Genomic DNA, 24,528 nt, shown 5'->3' with positions numbered 1-24,528 from the left:
ATATATATATATATGAGCATGATTTATACGACTTTTTAATTATAACACATCAATTCGAAATATCCAATAAAAAGAATGAAATATCCTTTACACTTATCCTATGGTAAAATGGGATTAATGGAACAAATTTAGGAGTGGTAAAATGGACTTTTCAATAATACTAATAGCAATAGGAATTATTATCGTATTTGCTTCGTTTTTTCTTAATAATACAGATAAACACGCCGACGAATTGGAAAAGGTTTCAATAAGTTTACATCAAGAAACAAATGGATTAAAAAAACGGCTTAAAGCAGTTGAAGAAGAATTGATGATTGGTATTAACCCAGTATCTACTAATTCCCAAAATACATTCCGAGAAAAACCAATTCATGAGATTATTGTAAATCAAATTCTTACATTGAAGTCACAAGGTTATTCAATTGACGATATCGCGGAACGTGCATCCTTAACAAAAGAACAAGTAAGTTCTGTTCTCCAATCGAAGGGAGCGATTGGATGATTCGCGACATCTTGCGTACGATTGGAGTCGCTTGTATTCTAACAGGAACATTCCTTTTCTTCGAAAATACAGGTAAGGAACCCATAAATAATGACGCCTCCCAACAAGACCTTCAAATTAAAGACTTAGAAGATAAATTAAGTGCTACACAAAACGAACTTTCTAAACTACAGACAGCAACTTCCGTTTCCCAGAAGAGCAAGACCGAAAAATCGGAAGATGAAAATAAAATTGTGGAAAAAGAGTCCGAATCCGAAACGGAAATAATAATAAAAACTTTATTTACGATTCAACCAGGGACAGATTCAACATCCGTAGGCTATGAATTGCTACGGCAAGGTCTTATAAAAGATAATATCGATTTCGAAACATATCTCACTACAGAAAACCTATCTGGTAAAATACAGATAGGCGAATACGAGCTCGACTCCTCAATGGACATTAAGACCATCGTTGAACTGATTACAAAATGAAAAAACCGACTCAGCCATTATTACTACAGCTGAGTCGGTTTTTTTAGGTATTCTTCTTTAAATATATTTAGGAACGAATACACACTCTTCATTACCTCTAAACTCTATTCTTTATCCGCGCCTTCAAAAGGTGGTTTTATATCTTCGACAACAGAAGAATTTTTAATTTCACTAGCTTTTTTCGCCTTTAATTCGAAATACTTATCAACAGCTTCTACAGCGATATCATTTTGGTGAGATTCATATTTAGAGCGATTTGTTGACACATGTGGAATTAATACGGCATAAGCAATCTCTGGATTTTCATAAGGTGCATAACCTACATGCGACAAATTAACCGTTTTATAATAAACACCATCTACTGTAACTTCGGATTGGGCTGTTCCAGTTTTTCCAGCAGCATTATACGGCTTATTGGCAAACCAATTTTTTGCAGTTCCGTATTGTCCGTAATACGTATAATTCATTCCCCGTTGAACTTGTTTTATTTCTTCATTTGTATTATTAATTCGATTTAAAATATTGATTTTGCTTTCTTGGATTAAAGGTCCGAAATGTTGTCCATTTATAGACGGTTCACGAATTTCTTTTAATACCTTTGGAGCAATACGGTAACCATCATTCGCGATTGTTGAAACAAACTGTGCAAGTTGAAGCGTTGTATACGTTGCATATTGTCCAATTGCATAATCCAAAATCAGTCCTGGAAATTCAGGTTCCGTAGTGTAACCTATTGCTTCACCAGGTAAATCAATACCGGTTTTCGTTCCAAGACCAAACGATTTAAACGCATTGCTCATCACATCAAATGCATGATCTTTATCTAAGGATAACCTACCGCCCCTTCGATAAGTGCCGTTACCGATTGCAATCGCTGTTTTAAACATATAAACGTTTGATGATCTACCAATTGCCACTATGTCATTTACCGGAATCTGTCTAAATGATTGGTTGAACAAAGAACTTTTATTGCTCGTACCTGTCATTTCAAGCATTTCATCAATTTTTGTTTCACCGATTCTTGCCGCACCTTCTTGATAACCTGTAAGTAATGTCGCCATCTTAACTGTTGAACCGGCTTCATATGCAGCTGTAAAGGTACCAAAAGCATAATCTCGGATTTCTCTTTTACCGCTTTCCTTATTTGTAACAACTTGTTTCCCAATTAATGAGAGTACTTCTCCATTTTTAGGATTCATCATTACAAGGAAAGCTTTATCCAATGCTTGGGAATTGGGTCCTGCTTTTAATTCTAATAACTTCTTAGAAACTATTTCTTCAAGAGCAAATTCTAACTCACTATCGATTGTTAAAATTAAATCTTTCCCCGGCTCGCCTTCCTTTACGGTTTTTGTTTCTACAACACGGCCAGTTCTATCTTTAATGTTTTTAACAATTGTCTTTTGACCTTTCAATAAATCTTCATAATACTGTTCTACAAAGCTTCTACCCACTCGGTCGTTCCTAGAATAGTCTCTCCATAAATAATAATCTACATCTGACTTTGGAATACCCTCTGTCGGACTCGTAGTAGTTCCAAGTATTGTACTCAGAGATTTACGAACTCTTTCCCAATCCGTAGTTGTATTAACACCCACGAGTTCTGGCTCACTTAAGTGCTCTGAAACAACAGCAAACTCTCTGTCTGTGACATCCCCACTTTTAATAATTTGTGGTGAAAAGGCATACCCCGACATCATTTCACGATAGATCGCTAGAACCTCTAGATCCTCATCGGTAAATGAAGCTAACTCCTCTTTAGTAATCCGTTCACGAGTTAATCGGTTTATTTCTCTTTGAGCTTTTCCATCTTTTAATTCAGGATCCTCAAAAATCTTCTTTTTTTCTTTTTCTGTTATTTTATTACTAGCTTCTTCACTATTGTTTAAAATCCAAAAGTCCCTTTTGTCTCCAGTTGTAATACGGTTTGTGCTTTGTTCAATTAACTCTGATAGTTTTTTTGCTGTTATCAGCATTTCAGCTGTTGTAGTACCTGTCGATTTCGTATATGTAATTGCATTTTTAGGCTCATTATCAACAAGGATTCGTCCATCTCTGTCAAATATTCGTCCACGAGGTACACTCGTATTAATCGGTATTTCTTCTGTTTGTTTAAGTTTCATTACATAGTCTTCACCTTTTACAATTTGTAAATAGCCCAGACGAAAAATGAGCAGTGAAAAAAGAATAAATATTGCGAAGAAAAGAAAGTTCATTCTAAAAGCGGTGCTTTTTCGTTGCCGTACCTTTGCCTGATCTACTTTGTTGCCTTGTTTAGTCACAATTCGACTCCCTCCTATTCTTCTTTATGAATTATAACATTCAAAAATGAAAAGCACACACCTTGACGAACAAGGTGTGTGCTTTGTTTCATTATCAAGAAATTATTTTCCGTAACGTTTTGCAACTTCATCCCAGTTAACTACATTCCAAAATGCTGAAATGTAATCTGGACGACGGTTTTGGTAGTTTAAGTAGTATGCATGTTCCCAAACGTCAAGGCCAAGAAGTGGTGTTTTGCCTTCCATTAGTGGCGAATCTTGGTTTGGTGTAGACATAATTTCAAGTCCACCATCATTTAATACTAGCCAAGCCCAACCTGAACCAAAACGTGTTGCTCCAGCTTTAGCAAACTCTTCTTTAAACTTATCAAAGCTACCAAACTTTTTATCGATATCTTCAGCAAGTGCGCCTGTTGGATTTCCGCCGCCTTCTGGTGAAAGTACTTCCCAGAAAAGTGAGTGGTTTGCATGTCCCCCACCGTTATTGCGAACTGCAGTACGGATGTTTTCAGGAATTGCATCCATATTAGAAATTAAATCTTCAACAGATTTACTTTGAAGTTCTTCATTTCCTTCTAGTGCATTATTTACATTTGTGATATAAGCATTATGATGTTTTGTGTGATGAATATTCATCGTCTCTTTGTCGAAGTGTGGTTCAAGTGCGTCATAAGCATAAGGTAATTCTGGTAATTTATAAGCCATTTGTCTTTTCCTCCTTGAGAGATTAAATTCTTTACTACATCCTTAACATTAACAAAGTTATGATGTCTGTTCAAATAAAATGGACTATTGCACTATCAAAATTCAGAATATGCTAAATTTTATTTAATAAAAATGAAGAATATGACAATCATCACAATCATTAGTGTCCCTTTTGTAATAACCGATGTTAAAAATCCAATTAGCGAACCAATCCCTGTTTTCAGTGCTTGTTTAAAACCACTCCGAGTGACTATTAATTCTGCAAGGACTGCTCCAAGGAATGGCCCCAATATAATACCAGCAACCGGAATGACAAACGGGCCGATTAGCAAACCGATCGTACTGCCCCACATCCCTGCTTTTGATCCACCAAATTTTTGAACACCAAGTAAACTTGACAACATATCAGCACCAAATAATAAAACGATAAACAAAACTTGGATACTCCAAAATAACCAATTCATTCCATCAAAAGTGACCAATAAACCATAGGAAAGGAATCCCAATCCCATAAATAATGCGGACGGAATAATTGGATAAACGAGACCTACTAACGCAATGATAAAAAACAATATCGCGACGTTTATACCAATTAGCTCCATTTAGAAACCCTCCTATTACTCATTATTAACCACGTTTACCAAGAATCGCTTCTGCGATATTTACTGCATGGTCTCCGATTCGTTCTAAATTTGAAACGATATCAACAAAAACCATACCTCCTTGTGCCGTACAACTACCATCGTTTAGACGAAGAATGTGGTTTTTTCTGAATTTCCGTTCCATTTTGTCAATCAAATCTTCTTTTTCTGCCACAGTTCTTGCTAAATCCATATCATTTAAATCTAATGAATCAACTGCTTTTTGAACAGTTTCAATTGTTAAAGTGAACATTTCAGCAAGATCATTCATTGCATTCTCTGTTAATTTGACTCGATTTAAGTCTCGAAAATCAATGAGTTCAATAATGTTTTCAAAATGGTCACCAATTCGCTCGATATCACGGACGGTTTCCATAAGCATTACATGACGAACAGATTCAACAGTAGAAATACTTACAGCAGAAATCTCTATTAAATAATCAGTTATTCTGCGATCTAAATTATTAATAGCATCTTCTAATTGATACGCTGTTTCAGCATGTTTTTTATTACCTGTTTTCAAGTATTCATATGATTCCTTTAAACCTTGAATACTAAACTCGCCCATGCGAACAATTTCTTCCTTCGCTTGCCCAATCGCTATTGCAGGAGATTGCTCGATAAAATGCCGATCCAAATGTTTTGGTTTAAATTCAATTGTCACATCTTCGCCTGGTATAAGCTTTGTTACAAGATAAGCCCACAAACCAATAAGCGGAAATTGAATAATTGTATTGGCGACGTTAAATGAACCATGAGCAAATGCAATTTGCATTTTATTTTCTAACGCCAATATCGATGAAAGTGAAGTAACATAAGATGTGAATGGTATCAGTATAAGTAAAAATATAACGGTTCCTAGAATATTAAATAAGACATGTACCGCGGCAGCTCGTCTCGCTGCAACAGACGCACCAATTGAAGCTAAAACAGCCGTAATCGTTGTACCAACGTTATCTCCAAAAAGGATTGGAAGCGCGGCTTTTAAATCAATAAGGTTTTCTGCATATAATCCTTGGAGAATCCCAACAGTCGCACTTGAGCTCTGTACTATCAAAGTAAAGACTGTTCCTACAATAACACCCAATATCGGTTTATCACTCATTGATATTGTAAGGTCGGTAAATGCCTGCAATCCTCTAAGGGGCTCCATTCCACCACTCATTAATTCAAGGCCAAGAAAAAGTCCCCCAAAACCAAAAATGACTTCTCCCATATTTTTAATAGAATTCTTTTTCATAAAGAAGATTAGAAATGCGCCAACTGCCATAATCGGCAGAGCATAGGCGCCAACATCTAGACCAATAATAAATGCTGTAATTGTTGTTCCAATATTCGCACCCATTATTACGCCTATTGCTTGCCTTAGTGTCATAAATCCTGCACTTACAAGGCCGATTGTTATAACTGTAGTTCCTGAACTGGATTGAATAAGGACTGTTACGACAATTCCAACCAAAATACCCATAAAAGGATTCGTAGTAAAACGATCTAGAATTTCGCGAAGTCTATCCCCCGCTGCTTTTTGAAGTCCATCACCCATATACTTTATTGAGAACAAAAAGATACCAAGTCCTCCGAAAAACTGGAACAGCATTTCCTGCCAGTTTAAATCCATTCCACAGTCAACTCCAATCACACTTTTTTCATTCAATCTTATTATGATGATACATGTCGACTAATGTAAATAGATAGGAACCAATCTTTACAATACCTTAACAATTGACTGGAGAAAAAGTCATCAAACTGTTGAATCTTTCTTTAATAAGTTCCTCTTCAATGATGATAGACTGTTGAGAGAGCTAGGAGGTGCGTCGATGAAGATACACAAAATATTTAGCGCAAGCTTTTTCGAACCAAAGAAGCTTGCTGCATTTAGATTGTTATCTATTGGAAAAGTGTTTAAATATGTTTTTGTTTTTATTTTTATTTTCACTATTATTTCGTTTTCTCGATTCTTAGTTGGTGATGCGATTCTTTTTGAAGATTCTCCGGAGTTAATGGAATATAGTAAAAGAATTGGTTGGCTCATCTATCCAATTGCTTTCATGATGCAACTAGTCATTAACACTTTTTATATTTTTATACGGATTAGTGTTTTTGCTTATGTTGGTTCTTTGCTATTAAAGCTAATGAAGAGACGTGGGGAATTTCTTCATATATGGAGAACTTCAGCAATTGCAATTACGGTTCCTATTTTATTCGCCATTGCATTTGACTTTTTTCCAATCTTAGCAAATTACAGTATACTATTCACTTCAATTATTCATATAATTTACATAGTATTGGCCATCAGGTACTATCCAAAAAAACCTAAATGAATAACTCTCCTTTTCACACATATAGTGTTGAAGGGGGGAATTTCATGAGAATACTAGTACTCGCAGTTGTGTTATTCATTATCATTCACTTCGTTCGCATTGACCTCATGTCTGGTACAATTCCTATTGCGGCATTTGCAACTCAAGAAAGCCAATCAGTACAATGCGATGAAACAGAAACTTTTTCAATCGCTATAGCGTCTGTTACTGGGGATACGATTGAAGCGCTGTTTGCACTTTACCCAGATCCGACCAAAAGTTTTTTAGACAGATTAAATGATTTCTATAAATTAAATCCTCATCTACAACATCAAGACATTGTTGGTGGAGAGAAAATAGTTTTACCTCTCTATAGAATAGATGCCAATAATTGTTTAGATTCAAAGATATAAGGGTTGTCTCTTGTCTTTTTGAACTATTGATTGATAAAATAGAAAGTAGTGAACCGGCTAAGGCCATCTAAGGAGAGAATATAAATGAGTGCTATTACACACAGATCTAAAACACGTCCCGTCCGAGTCGGTAATTTAACGATTGGCGGTAGCGATGAGCTATTTATTCAAAGTATGACTACTACCAAAACACATGATGTTGAAGAAACTGTAAAAGAAATATTACGACTTGAAGAAGCTGGATGTCAAATCGTTCGTGTCGCATGTCCTGATGAGCGTGCAGCGTATTCAATTGCAGAAATAAAAAAACAAATAAACATTCCACTTGTAGTGGATATTCATTTCAGTTATAAATTGGCTTTGATTGCAATTGAACAAGGTGCCGATAAAATACGAATAAATCCTGGTAATATTGGACGCGATCGATATGTTAGAGAAGTTGTCAATGCTGCAAAAGCCAAAGGGATTCCAATCCGTATTGGTGTAAACGCCGGCTCTCTTGAGAAATCTATTCTTGAAAAGTATGGTTATCCTACCGCAGAAGGTATGGTTGAAAGTGCTCTCTATCATATTAAAATATTAGAAGATCTTGATTTTCACGACATTATCGTGTCACTTAAAGCATCCGATGTAAATCTTGCAGTGGATGCATATATGAAGGCTTCAGCAGCATTCGATTATCCATTACATCTGGGTATTACAGAATCAGGAACTCTATTTGCCGGCTCTATTAAAAGTGCTGCAGGTTTAGGCACACTTCTATCCGCTGGTATCGGTAATACGATGCGTGTGTCCCTCAGTGCAGATCCTGTACAAGAAGTTAAAGTTGCAAGAGAGCTGCTAAAAGTATTCGCATTGTCTTCCGATTCTGCAACTCTAATTTCTTGTCCGACATGTGGACGTATTGAAATTGATTTAATTTCAATTGCAAACGAAGTTGAAGAATACATTTCAACAATCAAAGCACCTATTAAAGTTGCTGTACTCGGTTGCGCTGTAAACGGACCAGGAGAAGCAAGAGAAGCAGACATTGGTATTGCCGGCGCTCGCGGTGAAGGTTTATTATTCATGAAGGGCGAAATTGTCCGTAAAGTTCCTGAGGAAACAATGGTTGAAGAACTTAAGATTGAAATCGATAAGCTCGCTGAAGAGTACTTCGAAAAGAAAAGACAAGAAAATCTACTGATTGAAGCGGAAAAAGCAAAATGAGAAATCTTCGTTTTGGCATAGATATAGACGGAACAGTAACTTGTCCAACGTCTCTTCTGCCTCACATCAATAAACAATTTGGTTGTGAATTAATATTAGAGGATATAAAAGAATATGACTTAACTAAGGCCTTTCCAATTGATGAGAAAACATTTTATGAGTGGTACAAAGAAGCTGAGCCTCATATTTATGAAACTTCTGCTGCCCAACCATTCGCTCAAGAGGTTTTATCATCTTGGATAACTCAGTTCGAACTCTTTTATATTTCTGCACGTGGAAATCATGTCTTTCAAGGTACCCAAGAATGGTTTACAAGGGAAGAAATTCCTTTTGATCATATCGAACTTACCGGAAGTCACCAAAAGATTGAGACAGCAAAAAAGTTTGCTGTCGATGCATTTTTCGAGGACAAGCATGATAACGCAGTAGAGATACATGAAGAGCTTCAAATTCCTGTTCTATTATTTGATACACCCTACAACCGAATGACGATTCCCGATGGCGTCATACGCGTATACGATTGGCAGGAAGCGAACAAGTGGATACAACACTTATTCGCAACTGAATAACTATTATAGTAATAAAAAAAGACCTGTGTAAATCACAGGTCTTTTTCTATGCACTTATACACAAAGGACATTTACCGTAAATTTCAAACTTATGTCCTTCGACTTCATAATTCGGCAAGTTAACAGCAATCATTTCCATCGGACAGTCTGCAATACTACGTGTTTTACCACATGCAGTACAAATAAAGTGATGGTGGTGAACTCCAGGGTCGCACTGCATTCGAAAATGTCGTTCACCAGATAAATCCGTTTCTTCCAATATGTTAAGTTCCGCAAATGTAGCTAAGTTTCGATAGATTGTATCGAAACTTATACCCGGGTTCTCTATCTCCATGAAACCTCTAACATCTGCCGCAGTCATATATCGATCATTCTTTGAAAACAACTGTAAAATCGTTTCCCTATTTTTTGTACGTTTAAATTGTTTGTCCTGAAGTATTCTCCACGCCTCGTCTAATGTCATATAATTTCCCCCTCTATATGCGCACTGCGTCTACTCTGTGCTTTTTTCATGATAAGGACAATTAATAAAATAATAATCGACGTAACTACAATCGTACCACCAGGTGCAATATCTAAATAAAATGCTGAAGTAAGACCAATAAGTACCGCTACCTCTCCAAATATAATGGAATAGATCATAGCAGCTTTAAAACTTTTCGCAATTTGAATTGCTGCAGCGACGGGAATTGTCATCAAAGAAGAGACGAGTAGTATTCCAACAATCCGCATTGATGCGCCAATAACAAGCGCAGTAATAATCATAAAAAACATCTGAATGTATTTCGAATTTATTCCAGAAACCTTCGAGTATTCAGCATCAAATGACAACACGAATAGTTCTTTATAAAGAAATCGAATATACCCAATAACAACAATTGCAATTATAATCACTATAAGTAAATCTTGTCTGCTCACCGCGGAAACCGAACCAAATAAATAGCCAATTAAATCTGAACTGAAACCTTTTGAAAGTGAAATAAATATAGCTCCAATACCAATTCCGGCCGAAAGAATTACCGGAATAGCTAGTTCCTCGTAATGGCGATACGTGCCTCTTAATTTCTCAATGAGCAACGATCCCCCAACAGCGGCTCCAATACCAAGATAAACTGGATTCAGTGCAGCGAAGAAAAGAACTTGCTGACTAAGATACAAACTTCCAGCAATTCCAGCAAGTGCAACGTGACTCAAAGCATCTGCGATTAAAGCAAGTCGTCGAACGACAATAAATAATCCTAGAAGAGGTGCAATTACACCAATAATTAGTCCGGAAAGAAATGCGTTTTGTAAAAATTCATAAGATAGAATTGCACTAATCATTCTTCAGCCCCCAATTCGTGCTGATGAACGCGTCTTACAGGATGTCCGTACCATTTCGAGATTTTTTCATCGTTCATTCTTTTATAATCGGACTGAATGCCGTGGAAATGAATTGTACGATTTAAACAAGCGACATGTGTTGCCAAATCAGTCACTAAATCGATTTCATGTGTAACGAGTAGAATAGCAATACCATGGTCACGATTTAAATCATTGAGCATAGAATAAAACGAACTTACATTTTGTTGATCTATACCCACGGTTGGTTCATCCATCACAAGGAGCTCCGGTTCACCTGCTAATGCCCGTGCAATAAATACCCTTTGCTGCTGGCCACCAGATAATTCACCAATATTTCTACCGGAAAAATGATCCATTCCAACAATCTTTAATGCTTCAATAGCTTTCAGTTCTTCATTTTTTGAAAAACGTTTAAACAAACCTCTTTTCCGAGTTAAGCCACTGCGTACAACTTCTAAAACAGTCGCCGGAAAACCAGAGTTAAATGAATTCGATTTTTGTGACACATACCCGATTAGTTCTCTATGTTTAAATGAATCTAGTTCCACTCCAAATAACTTAACCGTACCTGAATCAGGTTTTAGTAAACCAAGAATGATATTAATTAGCGTAGACTTACCGGATCCATTGGGACCTATGAGAGCCCAAAACTCACCATTTTCAACTTTTAAAGAAATGTCTTCCAAAACAGCCGTGTGTCCATAATTAAAATTTACATTGTCTAGTTCAATTATTGTATTGTTTTTCATATTTTTTTCCTTTCCGCTCAATTAGGAATCATTCCGATTGATATTTGAAATTATAAACTATGATTGACCAAAGAACAACCATTTAAGAAAGGAAGGATTTATGTATGGATTATGCTCAATTTTTAAACGAAGTAAAAACAAGAAGCGATCATGACGTACAAGAAATTGCAAGCAGTTACGGAATAGACTTTGAAATTTCTGAAATTCAAGCACTACGTCCATTGGTAAATGAAATATCATTCCATTGGGTACTAACGGGTATACCCGAAACTTTTATTAAAAAAGTACAAAGCGCTATAGGATTTGACAAGACTGAACAACTATTTCGTATGTATATGGATGTAAAACGATAAAGAATCCCGTCTGCTTATATTCTTAAGCAGACGGGATTTGTTTTCAGATTCTATTTCAATAGAATCAAACTTTCAGTAATTCTATCTTATCAGGCTGAAATGATTTTGCTTTAAACATTTCGATTTCATACTGATATGGAGCTTTTTTGTTTTTTGGATCTGCACCGACAAAAGGTGTTTCCAAAATTTTAGGTATTTCTTTAAAATCTGGATGATGAACAATAAACGATAGTGGTTCAAAGCCAATTTCACCAAAACCAATATTCTCATGTCGATCCTTCATTGCACCACGAATGTTTTTACTATCGTTCACATGGATGACCGAAATACGGTCATTCCCAACGATTCGATCAAACTCATCGAGCACACCACTAAAATCATTGACGATATCATAACCTGCATCATGGACGTGACATGTATCAAAACAGACAGATAGTCGATGATTATGTGTCACACCGTCTATAATCGCGGCAATTTCATCAAAACTACGACCACATTCCGTCCCTTTACCCGCCATCGTTTCTAAGGCAATTCGAACAGGATAATCTTGGGATAAAACCTCGTTTAATCCTTCAATAATTTTCGCGATTCCCTTTTCGGCTCCCGCGGTTACATGCGCACCTGGATGCAAAACAATTTGATTCGAACCAAGTGCAGCAGTTCGTTCAATTTCTTTTTGTAAAAACTCAACACCAAGAGCAAATGTCTCTGGTTTAAACGTATTTGCAAGATTTATTATATAAGGTGCATGGACAACGATATTATCTATACCGTTATCCAACATATGCTTGCGACCTGCTTCTATATTTAGTTCTTCGATTGGTTTTCTCCGCGTGTTTTGCGGAGCTCCAGTATAAATCATAAAAGTAGAAGCTCCATAGCTTAAAGCGTCCTCACTCGAACCAAGTAACATTTTACTGCCACTCATCGAAACATGAGATCCAAGAAGTAAACGTGTCTCATTTGTCATTTTTTACGCTTAATTCTCCTTTCCCGCTTCTTCATTTCCTCCATTTTTTGCGTCATTTTCTTTTTATAACCCGGTTTAACTTTAGCGGGTTTTCGTACAAACGAAGCAACTTTCCGGTCGATGTCGTCAACTGTCTTAACACGGATTTTTCTTGAGTGACGTTCTTTTACTTCTACCCATGCTCCATCTTTAACTTCTTCGTGAACAAATGGAATTCCCATCTGTTCAATCCGAATCACTTTATCTTCTTCAGATGGATCGTATAGAGTGATCGCATTACCTTCAAGACCTGCGCGAGCAGTACGTCCAACACGATGTATGAAGAACTCAAGTTCGTCTGGAAGTTCATAATTAATAACATGACTCACGCCGGGGATATCGATTCCTCGAGCGGCAAGATCTGTCGCAACGATGAATTGGAAATCAAGATCACGAATTCTTTTCATCATTCGAGTTCGCTCACGAGACGTTAAATCACCGTGTATGCGTCCCGTTTTAATACCAGATTCTGCAAGGAAATTTGCAAGATTATCAGCATTTTGTCTTGTATTCGTAAATATAATTGCTAAATAGGGAGATATTCCACCCATTACTTGCAATAATTTTTTCTGCCTGTCCATTCCACGAACTGGAACGAGCGAATAATGCATTCCTTCGGTTAGAGATTTACTCTTACCAATTTGAACATGCGCCGGCGATTCCATATACTTCGTTAGGAATGGTTTAAGATTTTCTGGAATTGTCGCTGAAAAGACATACATTTCTAGATTCGTGGGCATTTTTGATGCGAATTTATCAATATCTTCGATAAAGCCCATATCAAATGCAAGGTCTGCTTCATCAATGACAAGTATTTTCGCTGTATGAATTCCAAGTGCACCCTTTTCAGCCATATAGCTAATTCTACCAGGTGTACCTACGACAATATGTGGATTGGATTTGAGTCTATCAACAGATCTTTCTTTATCTGTTCCTCCAATTAGTAACGTCGATCGAATCTCTGTGCCTTCTGTCATCTTTGTTAATTCGTTATAAAGCTGTGTAGCTAGTTCCCTCGTTGGTGCAACAACAACTGCTTGCAAATCCTTCAACGAAGCATTTGTCCGCTCAAGTATTGGAATAAGAAAACTATGTGATTTCCCTGTCCCCGTATGTGCTTGACCAATGGCACTTGTTCCTTTCAGAATAAGTGGAATGATTTCTTTTTGAATCGGCGTCGGACCTGTAAAACCGAGCTTATCAATTGCTTCCCGAATGAACGGTTTAAAATTATAATCTGTGAATTTCGACATTTAAATGCCTCCTAACCTATTCCTATTGTATCATGATTCTGTTCCGTAGTATGAGATTTTTGCATAGTATACAATGTGTTCGTTTAATTCTTTACTGACGAAAGGAGTATAAAATGAGATATCAGTCCTTTTATCCATTCGAGCGGCAGCAATCTCCTCCGCATCCTTTGGGACAACCGGGCTTTCGTACGCCGCCTTTTCAAGGTCAACAACAAGCCCCTATGCAACCGTTTCAAGCTAGACCAATGAATAACAGTCCCTATCCGGGTCAAATGCAAGGAGCGCCCCCACAAGGTCCTTCAAAAATGGAGTCCTATATGGAAACTGCTAATCGTTTTTTAAATACTGCACAACAATACGCACCCGTTGTACAGCAGTTTGCACCAATGATGCAAAACTTACCTGCAATGTGGAGACTTTACAAAGGATTTCAATCACTTCCATCAACCGGACCAGCTGAGACAACTGGACCAACTTTTGCAAATAGATCAGCACCTACGGCAGCACAAAATGCTGCGCCAATCGGAAATCCTATGCAATCGATACCACGAATCTTTCAGCCTCCCGGGTTATAACTTTGAAACAACTACCAAACTCCGTTATAATAGATTACAAATCCTATTTGAGGAGTGGAGTAGATGAAGGTATTAAAGATTACCCCAAGAGGCTATTGTTACGGGGTTGTCGATGCAATGATTATTGCTAGAAATGCAGCACTCGATAAAACGTTACCAAGACCCATTTTTATTTTAGGTATGATTGTCCACAATAAACATGTAACAGACGCATTCGAAGAAGACGGTATTGTTACATTAGATGGAGAAAACAGACTTGAAATTCTTGAAAAAGTAGAAAAAGGAACTGTTATTTTTACAGCACACGGCGTTTCTCCTGAGGTAAGAGAGCTTGCAAAAAGAAAAGGTCTTGTTTCAATAGATGCTACTTGTCCGGATGTTACAGTTACCCATGATTTGATAGAAGAAATGACCCAAGATGGATACGACGTTATTTATATTGGTAAAAAACATCATCCTGAACCTGAGGGTGCGATTGGTGTTGCCCCTAACTCGGTTCACCTTATTGAAACAATTGAAGATATAAATGCTTTAACAGTAATAAATGAAAAACTTGTCGTTACCAATCAAACCACAATGAGTCAATGGGATGTAGCTCACCTCATGGAAGCATTACAAGTAAAATATCCACATATTGAAATACATCAAGAAATTTGCCTTGCAACTCAAGTTAGACAAGAAGCAGTTGCAGAACAAGCTGGTGAAGCAGAGCTTTTAATTGTTGTGGGAGATCCTTTGAGCAATAACTCAAATCGCTTGACCCAAGTATCCGTGGAAATTGCAAATACGCCTTCATACAGAATTTCAGATGTTTCTGAACTTGAAATTTCTTGGTTAGAAGGTATTGAAACGGTAGCTGTGACTGCTGGAGCATCGACTCCGACTCTTGTAGTTAGAGAAGTTACTGCTTTCCTTGAAAACTTTAAACAAGATGACCCAACTACACATAATCCAGAAAAGAAATTCAAGTTAGAACGAATTCTTCCAAGAATTAAAAATCCACAACCAGTTGTAAGAATAGAACCTTATGCATAATAATAAAACCGGCCTATTTTAACTAGATGGCCGGTTTTATTTTTTTAACATCAGATAAATTGAAACGGTTCAGTAATAATTTTAGATTCATAAAACTCAACATTATATTTTGCTGTGAGACAGGCTTGAGTCATATATTTTGCAACACCTTGTATCATTACTTTTTCAATATTATGCCCAGGATCTACTATATTTAAACCAATTGCTTCAGCATCATGTGCGATATGGTAATATAAATCTCCGGTTACAAGAACATCTGCCCCTTTTCGTTTAGCTGCATGAATATACTTGTTACCATCACCACCGAGTACTGCAACTTTGCGAATAATTGCAGTGGGATCTCCTACAAATCGAACAGCTGGAACATTAAAAACCGATTTTACATGTCCTGCAAACTTTTCAAGTGTCAACTCTTCTTTTAGTTTTCCAATACGCCCTAAACCAAGTTCGTTTGTCTGCTGATCCAATCTGATGTAATCGTATGCCGGTTCTTCGTATGGATGTGCTTTAACCATCGCCTTTAATACTCTCTGTTTAAGGTGTTCCGGTAAAACTACTTCGATTTTTTCTTCGGCCACACTTTCCATTTCATCGACACTTCCTATAAAAGGGTTGGCCCCTTCACTAGGAGTAAAACGACCAGTTCCACTAGAAGTAAAACTGCATCCTTTATAATCTCCAATTGCGCCTGCACCCGCTCCCGCTAATGCTTGTCGAAGTGCATCGGCATGGGAAACAGGACTAAATACCGATAATTTATACAACGATTCAGAATAAGTTACTTCCACAACATCAGTGTCTTGCAGTTCTAGTAAATTCGCAAGCATATCATTCACTCCACCAGTTGCTACATCTAAATTTGTATGTGCTGCATAAACGGAAAGATTGTTTTTAATACACTTCTCGATCATCCTACCTTGAGGAGTGTCCACAAATAAACCTTTTAGAGGCCTGAATATCGGGGGATGATGCGCAATAATTAAAGTTGCACCTATTTCGATTGCTTCATCCACTACCGCCTCATTTACGTCTAGAGTAATAAGTACTTTCTCAACCGTTCGATTAAGAGCGCCAATATGTAATCCAACAGGATCTCCTTCCATCGCATACTTTTTTGGCGACCATTCTTCAAACAAGTTTATGATTTCATGACCATTTACTTTTTTCATGTTGCCAACACCTTTCTTACTAACTCAATTTGACTTTTTACTTGTTTCTTTTTCTTTCGAACAAGATCCGTTTCTTCTGCATCTTCAATCGACAGAAGTACACGATGCCATTCCACTATTTCTCTTTCCCACTTCTCACGAAAAACAACACTTTTTTCCAAGCAAAGAAAAGGGCCCAACAGTATTTCAGTTTCATCGTAGGAAGATAAACCTTTTTCCATAGTCAGGACTTCGTAAATCTTATCGTCTTCTTTCAATATTTGTTCAGAAACAATTTTCCATCCATTGAAAACTGCCCATTTACGTATGACGCTTGACTGGATATTCGGTTGAACAATAATTCGTGTAATCGAGTCTAATTGGGTCTTGCCGTTTTCCAATATAGATGCAATTAAAGTACCACCCATTCCAGCAATTGTTATAGTATCAACTAAATCAGTTTCTTTGATAGCAAAAAGACCGTCTGCTAAGCGAACAGTAATGGAATCTGACAAGCCCTCTTTCAAAACATTTTTCATAGCCGAATCATACGGCCCATTCGCTACCTCACCTGCTATAGCCCGGTTTATTTTCCCTGTTTTAAGAAGATAACACGGCAGATATGCATGATCACTTCCAATATCCGCAACTACCGCCCCTTCTCCCACAAATGACGCAACCGCTTTAAGTCTGTTTGATAATCGTTCTGTAATCAATGAAAACACTTCCTTCTACTCGCTTTTCCATACTCTCATTATATTACTATTACTCCATAACAAAAAGAAAAAGCCCTCTATCAACAGATAAATCCGTTGACCGAAGACTCATTCTTTACCATTTTATTTAAGTGATAGAATATATTCCGCCATTTCATCTACATGTTCAGCTGGAATCGCATTTGGTACTTGTGCAGGCATTGCGCCTAAACCATTATTTAAAATATCTACAATGTCATCTTTAGATAAGCTTGTACCAATAAGACTAGGGGCTGCACCACCCATACCGCCAGTAAGGTCTCCACCATGACAACCTATACATTTACCTTGTGCTACTTCAGCATCAAAATCAGCTACATCTACATCTGTACCTTCTTCAGTTTTTCCATCTTCACCTTGGCTTGCAATTTCCTCTTTTTGACCAAGTCCATAAATAGACATGAAGAAAATCAGACCGATACCAAGTGAGAAAATCAGGATATAAGGTATAACAGCATTTTTATTCATTGAATAACCCTCCTTCATAAAGAATTTTTTCTGTAATCAATACAGTACACAACTATTATTGTACTGTATTGACTGGAAAACTAAAAGTGTTATAAGCTTTTATTTCATCCTTTGTGACAAATCCGACAAATTTCTCAGTCACAATTATCTAAGTTCAACTGATTATCGACACCAATACGTACATAATTAGTATATATATGTTAAATCCTAATTGGTAGTTAACAACCAATCAGTTTTGCAATAACCATACGTTGCACTTCAGATGTCCCCTCACCAATTTCAAGAAGTTTTGCATCTCGCATATATCTTTCTACTTCATATTCCCTCATATATCCATATCCACCATGAATCTGGATCGCTTGACTTGTAACCTCCATCGCAATTTCCGATGCATATAATTTACACATTGCAGCTTCTTTAGAGAATGGACGCCCTTGATCTTTTAACCATGCCGCTTTATATACCATTGTCCGCGCTAATTCGATTTTCATCGCCATATCTGCTAATTTAAACTGAGTCACTTGAAACTCTGACAGTGTTTTGCCAAATTGCTTACGTTCTTTCGAATAGCGAAGAGCACGGTCAAACGCCGCCTGAGCTATCCCTACAGCCATTGCACCAATTCCGATTCTACCACCATCCAAAGTCACTAAGAACTGCTTAAAGCCGTTCCCACGCGTTCCAAGCAGGTTCTCTTTAGGAACTCTAACATTATCAAAGACAAGTTCTGTCGTATTTGAAGCGTGTAAGCCCATCTTTTCATATTTATCAAGGATCGTAAAACCTTCAGCCGTAGTAGGAACAATAATAGCGCTAATTTCTTTTACACCATTATTTTCTCCAGTGATTGCAGTAATCGCTAAATGTTTCGCATGACTTGCATTTGTAATATATACTTTCGAACCGTTAATGATAAAATCATCACCGTCTTCTATTGCAGTTGTTTGCGTACCGCCTGCATCCGAACCTGCATTTGACTCAGTAAGTCCAAATGCACCAAATGAATCACCCGAACAAATGGGTGTTAAGTATTTTTCTTTTTGTTCTTCTGTCCCAAATAAGTTAAGTGGTGCACCCCCCAGTGAAATATGTGCAGAATAGGTAATTCCTGTTGATGCACACGCCCGACTCAACTCTTCTGTAACGATAGCAAAACTGATAGTATCGGCTGCTCCCCCGCCATACTCTGTTGAAAAAGGTAAGCCCATCATTCCCATTTTGGACAACTTTTTAAATACTTCTACCGGAAATTCCTTAGATTGATCGCGTGCAATTGCTCCTGGCGCGACTTCTTCATCTGCAAATTCCTTTATCATCTTACGAATCATTTGCTGCTCTTCTGTTAAATCAAAATTCAACATAGTCATCCCCTTTTTGTAAACGTTTACACAATTAATTATAGCGAATATTACCGCTACTTAACAAGCTTCACATGAATAAAAGTCAATTCTTTCACATCATACTGACAACAAAACCCGTAATGACGAGAAGACCAGCAATGCCTGAAATCATGAAATAAGTTAATTTTAGAGATTTACCGGCGATTAGCCATGAAAAACAATTTAATGTTAGAAAGACAATTAGAATAATGGAGTTCTCATTAAAATAAAAACTCCATAATTTCATAGATAACAGTAATAACATAAATGCGGATAGTATGTATAAAAAAGGTGCGATTTGACGTTTTTTAATCGTGCTGCGAATGGCATAAAACAAATAAAATAAAAATAGAGTGGCTGATAAACCTAGTGTAATTAATGGATTAATGGATACTATGAACATACTAATACTTGCTATGAGGGCAAAAACAGAAAGAAGAATTAATGTTCTTTTTAATTTATTTTTCTCCAAGGCAATTACAGATTGAGGAACAATGCTTTCAATACTTTCTTCCTCACCTTGAGCATAAAGAGAAATTAAGAAATCACAGTAATGCTCTGGTAATAACTTGTTTTGTTTCCAGTAAACAATTTCAGACATTATTATTTGCTTACGCTTACTATTCATAATACAAATCACCCCTACTATTGGTTAAAGAAAACACCGGCAAGGAGTTTGCCGGTGCTTGAGATCACTCAAGAAAGTCTTTAAGTCTTTTACTTCTTGATGGGTGACGCAGTTTTCGCAAAGCTTTTGCTTCGATTTGACGAATTCTTTCACGTGTTACACCAAATACTTTACCTACTTCTTCAAGAGTTCTTGTCCTACCATCATCAAGGCCAAAACGCAGTCTTAAAACGTTCTCTTCTCTATCCGTTAAGGTATCAAGTACATCTTCCAATTGTTCTTTCAATAATTCATAAGCTGCATGATCTGATGGAGATTGCGCTTCAGAATCTTCAATGAAATCTCCAAGATGTGAATCATCTTCTTCACCAATAGGCGTTTCAAGTGAAACAGGCTCTTGGGCGATTTTAAGAATTTCTCTAACTCGATCCGCTGTTAAATCCATTTCTTCACCGATTTCTTCAGGTGAAGGTTCCCGACCTAAATCTTGTAGTAATTGACGCTGAACACGTATTAATTTATTAATCGTTTCAACCATATGGACTGGTATACGAATAGTACGAGCTTGGTCCGCAATCGCCCGTGTAATCGCTTGACGTATCCACCATGTTGCATACGTACTAAACTTAAATCCTTTAGTGTGGTCAAATTTCTCAACAGCTTTAATGAGGCCCATATTTCCTTCTTGAATTAAATCTAAAAAGAGCATACCGCGTCCAACATAACGTTTTGCAATACTTACAACGAGACGTAAGTTCGCTTCAGCAAGCTCTTTCCTTGCTGAGTCATCACCATCAATGATTCGAATAGCAAGCGCTACTTCTTGAGGTCCTGTTAATAGTTCTACACGACCAATTTCTTTTAGATACATACGAACCGGGTCATTTATCTTAACGCCTGGAGGCACACTTAAATCATTTAAATCAAATTTAGTTTCTTCAGCGGGTGCTTTTCCTGGTTCTTCTTCCGCTTCTTCACTTTCTGATTTCCGATCCATTTCTATACCTTGTGCTTCAACAGCATCTAAGAACTCTTCGAATTGTTCGGGTTCTATTTCGAATTGTGAAAGTTTCTCGGTCACCTCATCTAATGTTAGTTCCCCTGTTTTCTTTCCCGCTTCCATTAACTTCGCTTTTGTTTCTTCTATCGTCATTTCTACTTCTATATCCCCAGACAATTCATTTTTACTCATCTTAACGTTCCTCCTTCTAACACCGGACAGCGGCGTATTATGCCCTTACTGATTTCCGGAGCTGTATAATTTCCCTGGCTAGCTCCAGTGCCCGGGTGTGATCATTTACTTTTTCAGCTTCTTTTGATTCTAGGATTTTTTCCTCGATTTTAATCCGAACTCTGAACTTTTCAATATGACTGATGCAATCATCAATTTCTTCTTCAGCATGTTCGGGGTCTCTTTCCACCATTGCAGCTTCAAGTACTATTTTTCTTAATTCACGGTCCTCTAATGATTCCGCAAATCTATGGAAATCAGGTGAACCATGCTCTTCGTAAAAACCGGCAAGACGCACAAATATTGCAGAATAATCATCACGAATAAAAAGTTCGCGTCTTTCCTCTTGTAAGCGATCAAATAGAGCCCCGTCATTTAATAAATGAAAAAGTAAAAGGCGTTCAGCACGCTCAGTACCTGTAACCTTTTTGTTAGATACTACTGTTTGAGTAGTTGATTCATTTTGAGGTCTTAATTTGATTTGTTTTGCTTGTTTACCAATCATTTTTAGAAACTGTTGATTTATCGCGTCTTTTGAGATTCCGGTTTCATCCGAAATCATTCGAATATACATATCCCGTTCAACAGGCGATGTACGCTCGGTTAATTCCTCAAGAACTTCATGTATGAACTGTAAGACGTCGTTCTGGTTGGAAAGATTCTTTGACCTCTTTGCATATGCCATTATGAAAGACATATATGGATGTGGATTACCTATGATTTTATTACGAAAAGCATCTGCACCGTATTCACTAATATAATCATCAGGGTCCATTTTTTCCGGCAGCAGTGCTATTTGGACATCCATCCCTTTCTTAATGGCCATAACTGCAAACCTTTTTGCTGCTTCCCAACCTGCATTATCGCCGTCGCAGCAAATAATCACTTCTTTTGCAATTCTTTTCAACTTTAGTAGATGCGTATCCGACAAGGATGTACCCATGACAGCAACGCTATTTAATATGTCTGCCCGATTTGCAGATATTGTATCCATAAATCCTTCAAACAGTATTACTTTACCCGTTTTTCGAACGTTAAGACGTGCATTATGAAAATTGTATAAAATTCGACTTTTTTCGAATATCGGTGTTTCAGGACTATTAAGGTATTTTGCTTCCTGTTTTGAATCCGATAACGTCCTTCCTGAAAATGCAATTACTGCTCCATTGTCATCTTGAAGCGGGAACATAATACGCCCACGGAATCGATCGAAAAAGCCTGTCCCGTCGTCTTTCATAATACAAAGACCAGCACGTTCCATATCTTTTAAATCAAAACCTTTCCTTTTCAGTAAATCCGCTAAAGCACTTGAGTTATCAAGCGACCACCCAATCTCATATTTTTCGATACTGTCCCTCGTAAACCCTCTTTTTTCAAGATATTGAAGAGCTTCTTCACCTTCAACAGTATTTAAAAGTAAGTGATTGTAAAAATTTGACGCAAGCGCATGAGCTTCAAACATCTGTTTAAATTCATTTCGAGAATTTGTAGCAGAATCATTTTGAATATCAACATCTATCTCAATGCCCGTTCGAGCTGCAAGCTTTACTACCGCTTCCGCAAAAGGGCTGTTTTCAATATCCATAACAAATGTGATCGCATTTCCGCTAGCACCACAACCAAAACAATGGAAGAGTTGTTTATCTTCAGAAACAGAAAATGAAGGTGAATTTTCTCCATGAAATGGGCAGAGGCCGAACCAGTTCTTACCTCTTTTAGTAAGCTGTACATATTCGCCGACAAGATCTACGATATCTGTTTTGGAACGAATCGCCTCAATAGTCTCCTCTGGTATTCTCGTCATTCAATCACCATTTTCTGCTTTAACTACTTATTTTCGCTACTTTCTTTAAAAACCCTTCAAATTTCGACAAAAACATTGAATAATACTTCGAAACTACAATTTTACACTAGTTCCATGCCTTTTTCGAATATTTAAGATTAAAGGTAAACATTAACTTTTGAATTGTAATCTATTCACAGACAAATAGCCATAAAATAAGAACCAACCCACGTATGTGGATGGTCCTTTCATATTATTTATTTCACTTTGTTAATTTACTCATTATTACATTTGCTGTTTCCTCAACGGCTCGATTCGTTACATCAATTACTGTACATCCTATTTTAGAAACAACTTTTTCAAAATGTATGATTTCTTTTTTTATGCGATCCAGTTGTGCATAATTAGCATCATGTTTTAGACCAAGGGCAATTAGCCGTTCTTTTCGAATACCATTTAACTTTTCAGGGGAAATTACTAGTGCAAAACACTTGGTTGGATCAATTTCAAATAATTCATCGGGAGGATTCACTTCTGGAACTAATGGAACATTAGCTACTTTATAGCGTTTATGAGCGAGGTATTGGGATAAGGGTGTTTTTGAAGTTCTCGAAACCCCAATAAGCACTATATCTGCTTTCTTTATTCCACGAGGATCACGACCATCATCGTATTTTACCGCAAATTCAATAGCTTCTATTTTTTTGAAATATTCATCATCTAATTGTCTAACGAGGCCCGGTTCTTCTAACGGTTTTTCTCCAAGATTCATACTTATCACATCCACTAAAGGTCCAAGAAGATCAATACATTGAATTCCTTGTGAAACGCAATCTTCTAGTAGTTTCTTCCTCATAGTACTTTTAACGAGCGTATAGACAACTAACGCATTTTGTTGTTTCGCTAAAAAAGCAATTTCTCTCAACTGCGATTCTTCTTCAATATGTGAAAAACGTTTAACAGAAACGGTTTCCAGTCCCTGGTTAAACTGACTTACTGCAGCCTTAGCAACAAGTTCCGCTGTTTCGCCAATAGAATCCGATACTATGAATAATGTTAATTTTCCCAATTGTATCCCCCCCTTACAGTTCATGTTCATCCCCTAATGATAAAAATGCCGCAGTGATGTTCGTCTTTGTGATTCTGCCCACCACATTAAGACCATCAACATTCTCCTCGATAACAGGAAGTGAATCAATTTGTTTATCAATCATTTTTTTAGCAACATCAATGAGTGTATCTTGTTTTTTACAATACGTAATATTGGGCATGCGTGTCATAATTACATGTACAGGCATTTTATTTAAATCATTGCCTCCAAGACTGGTCCTAAGTAAATCTTTTCGAGAAAGAACACCTGTTAGATAGGAGTCATTATCGACAACATATAAAGTTCCAACATCTTCTAAGAATATATGACAAATTGCATCATAAACGGATATCTGTTCTGTTACTACAACGGGCATCGACTGAAAGTCTCTAACCTTCATGCCAATCATACTCTCTTCAATAGACTGTGCAGGTTTCTTACCTGAATAAAAATAGCCGACCCGTGGACGTGCATCAAGATAGCCAGCCATCGTCAAAATTGCAAGGTCCGGACGTATTGTAGCACGAGCGAGACCAAGTCTTTCAGAAATATGTTCCCCAGTAATTGGAACATTCGCTTTGACTATTTCCAGAATTTCCATCTGGCGCTTATTTAGTTCCATATGAGTCACCGC

Annotated in this window: 27 protein-coding genes; 9 read left to right on the top strand and 18 right to left on the bottom strand. The window is 37.2% G+C overall.

Translation table 11 applies throughout. From position 1 onward, the window contains the following. Positions 1-142 precede the first annotated feature (142 nt). A complete protein-coding gene (locus ACFSFY_RS00540; protein ID WP_381535216.1) occupies positions 143-502 on the top strand; it encodes a hypothetical protein in 360 nt (119 codons plus the stop codon). After that, the gene (locus ACFSFY_RS00535) at positions 499-975 is read left to right on the top strand and encodes a hypothetical protein (protein ID WP_381535215.1); all 477 of its coding nucleotides are present in this window, start codon (positions 499-501) and stop codon (positions 973-975) included. The genes ACFSFY_RS00540 and ACFSFY_RS00535 overlap by 4 nt, the downstream gene beginning before the upstream one ends. 104 nt (positions 976-1,079) lie before the next feature. On the opposite strand, the gene ACFSFY_RS00530 is transcribed toward ACFSFY_RS00535, so the two are convergent. The 4 genes from ACFSFY_RS00530 to ACFSFY_RS00515 form a co-directional block, all read right to left on the bottom strand. Next, positions 1,080-3,191 (bottom strand): peptidoglycan D,D-transpeptidase FtsI family protein, encoded by a 2,112-nt coding sequence (locus ACFSFY_RS00530; RefSeq protein WP_381535339.1) that lies wholly within the window; start codon positions 3,189-3,191, stop codon positions 1,080-1,082. A gap of 168 nt (positions 3,192-3,359) precedes the next feature. Then, on the bottom strand, positions 3,360-3,962 hold the full coding sequence (locus ACFSFY_RS00525) for a superoxide dismutase (RefSeq protein WP_381535214.1): 603 nt from the start codon (positions 3,960-3,962) through the stop codon (positions 3,360-3,362). Positions 3,963-4,081: 119 nt separating this feature from the next. Further along, positions 4,082-4,564 (bottom strand): DUF456 domain-containing protein, encoded by a 483-nt coding sequence (locus ACFSFY_RS00520; protein WP_381535213.1) that lies wholly within the window; start codon positions 4,562-4,564, stop codon positions 4,082-4,084. A gap of 25 nt (positions 4,565-4,589) precedes the next feature. Then, positions 4,590-6,221, bottom strand: coding sequence for a Na/Pi cotransporter family protein (locus tag ACFSFY_RS00515; RefSeq protein WP_381535212.1), 1,632 nt, complete (start codon positions 6,219-6,221; stop codon positions 4,590-4,592). 199 nt (positions 6,222-6,420) lie between these two features. On the opposite strand from ACFSFY_RS00515, the gene ACFSFY_RS00510 reads away from it, so the two are divergent. The 4 genes from ACFSFY_RS00510 to ACFSFY_RS00495 all read left to right on the top strand — a co-directional run bounded on the left by ACFSFY_RS00510 (position 6,421) and on the right by ACFSFY_RS00495 (position 9,094). Beyond that, positions 6,421-6,924, top strand: coding sequence for a DUF1189 family protein (locus ACFSFY_RS00510; protein ID WP_381535211.1), 504 nt, complete (start codon positions 6,421-6,423; stop codon positions 6,922-6,924). Positions 6,925-6,968: 44 nt separating this feature from the next. Continuing rightward, positions 6,969-7,316 (top strand): hypothetical protein, encoded by a 348-nt coding sequence (locus tag ACFSFY_RS00505; RefSeq protein ID WP_381535210.1) that lies wholly within the window; start codon positions 6,969-6,971, stop codon positions 7,314-7,316. A gap of 84 nt (positions 7,317-7,400) precedes the next feature. Further along, positions 7,401-8,525, top strand: coding sequence for a flavodoxin-dependent (E)-4-hydroxy-3-methylbut-2-enyl-diphosphate synthase (gene ispG, locus ACFSFY_RS00500; protein WP_381535209.1), 1,125 nt, complete (start codon positions 7,401-7,403; stop codon positions 8,523-8,525). Then, entirely contained in the window at positions 8,522-9,094 is a 573-nt protein-coding gene (locus ACFSFY_RS00495) for a 5' nucleotidase, NT5C type (protein ID WP_381535208.1), read from the top strand. The genes ispG and ACFSFY_RS00495 overlap by 4 nt, the downstream gene beginning before the upstream one ends. 46 nt (positions 9,095-9,140) lie before the next feature. On the opposite strand, the gene ACFSFY_RS00490 is transcribed toward ACFSFY_RS00495, so the two are convergent. Genes ACFSFY_RS00490 through ACFSFY_RS00480 form a run of 3 tightly spaced genes read right to left on the bottom strand, consistent with a single transcriptional unit; the run spans position 9,141 to position 11,187 of the window. Then, positions 9,141-9,557, bottom strand: a complete 417-nt coding sequence (locus ACFSFY_RS00490) for a Fur family transcriptional regulator (protein WP_381535207.1) — start codon at positions 9,555-9,557, stop codon at positions 9,141-9,143. Then, entirely contained in the window at positions 9,554-10,417 is an 864-nt protein-coding gene (locus ACFSFY_RS00485) for a metal ABC transporter permease (protein ID WP_381535206.1), read from the bottom strand. The genes ACFSFY_RS00490 and ACFSFY_RS00485 overlap by 4 nt, the downstream gene beginning before the upstream one ends. Then, the gene (locus ACFSFY_RS00480; protein ID WP_381535205.1) at positions 10,414-11,187 is read right to left on the bottom strand and encodes a metal ABC transporter ATP-binding protein; all 774 of its coding nucleotides are present in this window, start codon (positions 11,185-11,187) and stop codon (positions 10,414-10,416) included. Before ACFSFY_RS00480 ends, ACFSFY_RS00485 begins: the two co-directional genes overlap by 4 nt. A gap of 104 nt (positions 11,188-11,291) precedes the next feature. On the opposite strand from ACFSFY_RS00480, the gene ACFSFY_RS00475 reads away from it, so the two are divergent. Then, entirely contained in the window at positions 11,292-11,540 is a 249-nt protein-coding gene (locus tag ACFSFY_RS00475; RefSeq protein WP_381535204.1) for a hypothetical protein, read from the top strand. A 64-nt stretch (positions 11,541-11,604) separates the two neighbouring features. Here ACFSFY_RS00475 and ACFSFY_RS00470 read toward each other — a convergent pair whose 3' ends face one another. Then, positions 11,605-12,510, bottom strand: a complete 906-nt coding sequence (locus tag ACFSFY_RS00470; RefSeq protein WP_381535203.1) for a deoxyribonuclease IV — start codon at positions 12,508-12,510, stop codon at positions 11,605-11,607. Beyond that, entirely contained in the window at positions 12,507-13,802 is a 1,296-nt protein-coding gene (locus tag ACFSFY_RS00465; protein WP_381535202.1) for a DEAD/DEAH box helicase, read from the bottom strand. Before ACFSFY_RS00465 ends, ACFSFY_RS00470 begins: the two co-directional genes overlap by 4 nt. 113 nt (positions 13,803-13,915) lie before the next feature. Here ACFSFY_RS00465 and vrrA point away from each other — a divergent pair, with 113 nt between their 5' ends. Then, positions 13,916-14,377 (top strand): VrrA/YqfQ family protein, encoded by a 462-nt coding sequence (gene vrrA, locus ACFSFY_RS00460; RefSeq protein ID WP_381535201.1) that lies wholly within the window; start codon positions 13,916-13,918, stop codon positions 14,375-14,377. A gap of 63 nt (positions 14,378-14,440) precedes the next feature. Beyond that, a complete protein-coding gene (locus ACFSFY_RS00455; RefSeq protein WP_381535200.1) occupies positions 14,441-15,412 on the top strand; it encodes a 4-hydroxy-3-methylbut-2-enyl diphosphate reductase in 972 nt (323 codons plus the stop codon). 50 nt (positions 15,413-15,462) lie between these two features. Here ACFSFY_RS00455 and ACFSFY_RS00450 read toward each other — a convergent pair whose 3' ends face one another. From ACFSFY_RS00450 to ACFSFY_RS00410, 9 genes are all read right to left on the bottom strand, one after another. After that, the gene (locus ACFSFY_RS00450; protein ID WP_381535199.1) at positions 15,463-16,581 is read right to left on the bottom strand and encodes a Nif3-like dinuclear metal center hexameric protein; all 1,119 of its coding nucleotides are present in this window, start codon (positions 16,579-16,581) and stop codon (positions 15,463-15,465) included. Next, positions 16,578-17,276 (bottom strand): tRNA (adenine(22)-N(1))-methyltransferase, encoded by a 699-nt coding sequence (locus tag ACFSFY_RS00445; RefSeq protein WP_381535198.1) that lies wholly within the window; start codon positions 17,274-17,276, stop codon positions 16,578-16,580. Before ACFSFY_RS00445 ends, ACFSFY_RS00450 begins: the two co-directional genes overlap by 4 nt. A 123-nt stretch (positions 17,277-17,399) precedes the next feature. After that, positions 17,400-17,783, bottom strand: coding sequence for a c-type cytochrome (locus tag ACFSFY_RS00440; protein ID WP_381535197.1), 384 nt, complete (start codon positions 17,781-17,783; stop codon positions 17,400-17,402). A gap of 218 nt (positions 17,784-18,001) precedes the next feature. Continuing rightward, positions 18,002-19,141, bottom strand: coding sequence for an acyl-CoA dehydrogenase family protein (locus tag ACFSFY_RS00435; RefSeq protein WP_381535338.1), 1,140 nt, complete (start codon positions 19,139-19,141; stop codon positions 18,002-18,004). A 94-nt stretch (positions 19,142-19,235) separates the two neighbouring features. Further along, on the bottom strand, positions 19,236-19,790 hold the full coding sequence (locus ACFSFY_RS00430; protein ID WP_381535196.1) for a hypothetical protein: 555 nt from the start codon (positions 19,788-19,790) through the stop codon (positions 19,236-19,238). A gap of 64 nt (positions 19,791-19,854) precedes the next feature. Continuing rightward, entirely contained in the window at positions 19,855-20,982 is a 1,128-nt protein-coding gene (gene rpoD / locus ACFSFY_RS00425; protein WP_381535195.1) for an RNA polymerase sigma factor RpoD, read from the bottom strand. 37 nt (positions 20,983-21,019) lie between these two features. Continuing rightward, the gene (gene dnaG / locus ACFSFY_RS00420; protein ID WP_381535194.1) at positions 21,020-22,825 is read right to left on the bottom strand and encodes a DNA primase; all 1,806 of its coding nucleotides are present in this window, start codon (positions 22,823-22,825) and stop codon (positions 21,020-21,022) included. Positions 22,826-23,066: 241 nt separating this feature from the next. Beyond that, entirely contained in the window at positions 23,067-23,873 is an 807-nt protein-coding gene (locus ACFSFY_RS00415) for a pyruvate, water dikinase regulatory protein (protein WP_381535193.1), read from the bottom strand. A 13-nt stretch (positions 23,874-23,886) separates the two neighbouring features. Further along, the gene (locus ACFSFY_RS00410; protein WP_381535192.1) at positions 23,887-24,516 is read right to left on the bottom strand and encodes a helix-turn-helix transcriptional regulator; all 630 of its coding nucleotides are present in this window, start codon (positions 24,514-24,516) and stop codon (positions 23,887-23,889) included. Positions 24,517-24,528 lie beyond the last annotated feature (12 nt).

This window comes from Sporosarcina siberiensis (genome assembly GCF_042681925.1).
GTDB lineage: Bacteria > Bacillota > Bacilli > Bacillales_A > Planococcaceae > Sporosarcina > Sporosarcina siberiensis.
Note: the sequence above shows the minus strand (reverse complement) of the source record. Positions and strands in the feature narration are given on the sequence as shown.

Bases quoted from the DNA above. Each gene is read 5' to 3' on its own strand.
- ACFSFY_RS00465 (WP_381535202.1), bottom strand. From the start codon at position 13,802: ATGTCGAAATTCACAGATTATAATTTTAAACCGTTCATTCGGGAAGCA.
- ACFSFY_RS00450 (WP_381535199.1), bottom strand. From the start codon at position 16,581: ATGAAAAAAGTAAATGGTCATGAAATCATAAACTTGTTTGAAGAATGG.
- ACFSFY_RS00430 (WP_381535196.1), bottom strand. From the start codon at position 19,790: ATGAATAGTAAGCGTAAGCAAATAATAATGTCTGAAATTGTTTACTGG.
- ACFSFY_RS00410 (WP_381535192.1), bottom strand. From the start codon at position 24,516: ATGGAACTAAATAAGCGCCAGATGGAAATTCTGGAAATAGTCAAAGCG.
- ACFSFY_RS00525 (WP_381535214.1), bottom strand. From the start codon at position 3,962: ATGGCTTATAAATTACCAGAATTACCTTATGCTTATGACGCACTTGAA.
- vrrA (WP_381535201.1), top strand. From the start codon at position 13,916: ATGAGATATCAGTCCTTTTATCCATTCGAGCGGCAGCAATCTCCTCCG.
- ACFSFY_RS00455 (WP_381535200.1), top strand. From the start codon at position 14,441: ATGAAGGTATTAAAGATTACCCCAAGAGGCTATTGTTACGGGGTTGTC.
- ACFSFY_RS00475 (WP_381535204.1), top strand. From the start codon at position 11,292: ATGGATTATGCTCAATTTTTAAACGAAGTAAAAACAAGAAGCGATCAT.
- ACFSFY_RS00540 (WP_381535216.1), top strand. From the start codon at position 143: ATGGACTTTTCAATAATACTAATAGCAATAGGAATTATTATCGTATTT.
- ACFSFY_RS00515 (WP_381535212.1), bottom strand. From the start codon at position 6,221: ATGGATTTAAACTGGCAGGAAATGCTGTTCCAGTTTTTCGGAGGACTT.
- ACFSFY_RS00535 (WP_381535215.1), top strand. From the start codon at position 499: ATGATTCGCGACATCTTGCGTACGATTGGAGTCGCTTGTATTCTAACA.
- ACFSFY_RS00480 (WP_381535205.1), bottom strand. From the start codon at position 11,187: ATGAAAAACAATACAATAATTGAACTAGACAATGTAAATTTTAATTAT.
- ACFSFY_RS00485 (WP_381535206.1), bottom strand. From the start codon at position 10,417: ATGATTAGTGCAATTCTATCTTATGAATTTTTACAAAACGCATTTCTT.
- ACFSFY_RS00495 (WP_381535208.1), top strand. From the start codon at position 8,522: ATGAGAAATCTTCGTTTTGGCATAGATATAGACGGAACAGTAACTTGT.
- rpoD (WP_381535195.1), bottom strand. From the start codon at position 20,982: ATGAGTAAAAATGAATTGTCTGGGGATATAGAAGTAGAAATGACGATA.
- ACFSFY_RS00520 (WP_381535213.1), bottom strand. From the start codon at position 4,564: ATGGAGCTAATTGGTATAAACGTCGCGATATTGTTTTTTATCATTGCG.
- ACFSFY_RS00470 (WP_381535203.1), bottom strand. From the start codon at position 12,510: ATGACAAATGAGACACGTTTACTTCTTGGATCTCATGTTTCGATGAGT.
- ACFSFY_RS00505 (WP_381535210.1), top strand. From the start codon at position 6,969: ATGAGAATACTAGTACTCGCAGTTGTGTTATTCATTATCATTCACTTC.
- ACFSFY_RS00510 (WP_381535211.1), top strand. From the start codon at position 6,421: ATGAAGATACACAAAATATTTAGCGCAAGCTTTTTCGAACCAAAGAAG.
- ACFSFY_RS00490 (WP_381535207.1), bottom strand. From the start codon at position 9,557: ATGACATTAGACGAGGCGTGGAGAATACTTCAGGACAAACAATTTAAA.
- ACFSFY_RS00530 (WP_381535339.1), bottom strand. From the start codon at position 3,191: ATGAACTTTCTTTTCTTCGCAATATTTATTCTTTTTTCACTGCTCATT.
- dnaG (WP_381535194.1), bottom strand. From the start codon at position 22,825: ATGACGAGAATACCAGAGGAGACTATTGAGGCGATTCGTTCCAAAACA.
- ACFSFY_RS00440 (WP_381535197.1), bottom strand. From the start codon at position 17,783: ATGAATAAAAATGCTGTTATACCTTATATCCTGATTTTCTCACTTGGT.
- ispG (WP_381535209.1), top strand. From the start codon at position 7,401: ATGAGTGCTATTACACACAGATCTAAAACACGTCCCGTCCGAGTCGGT.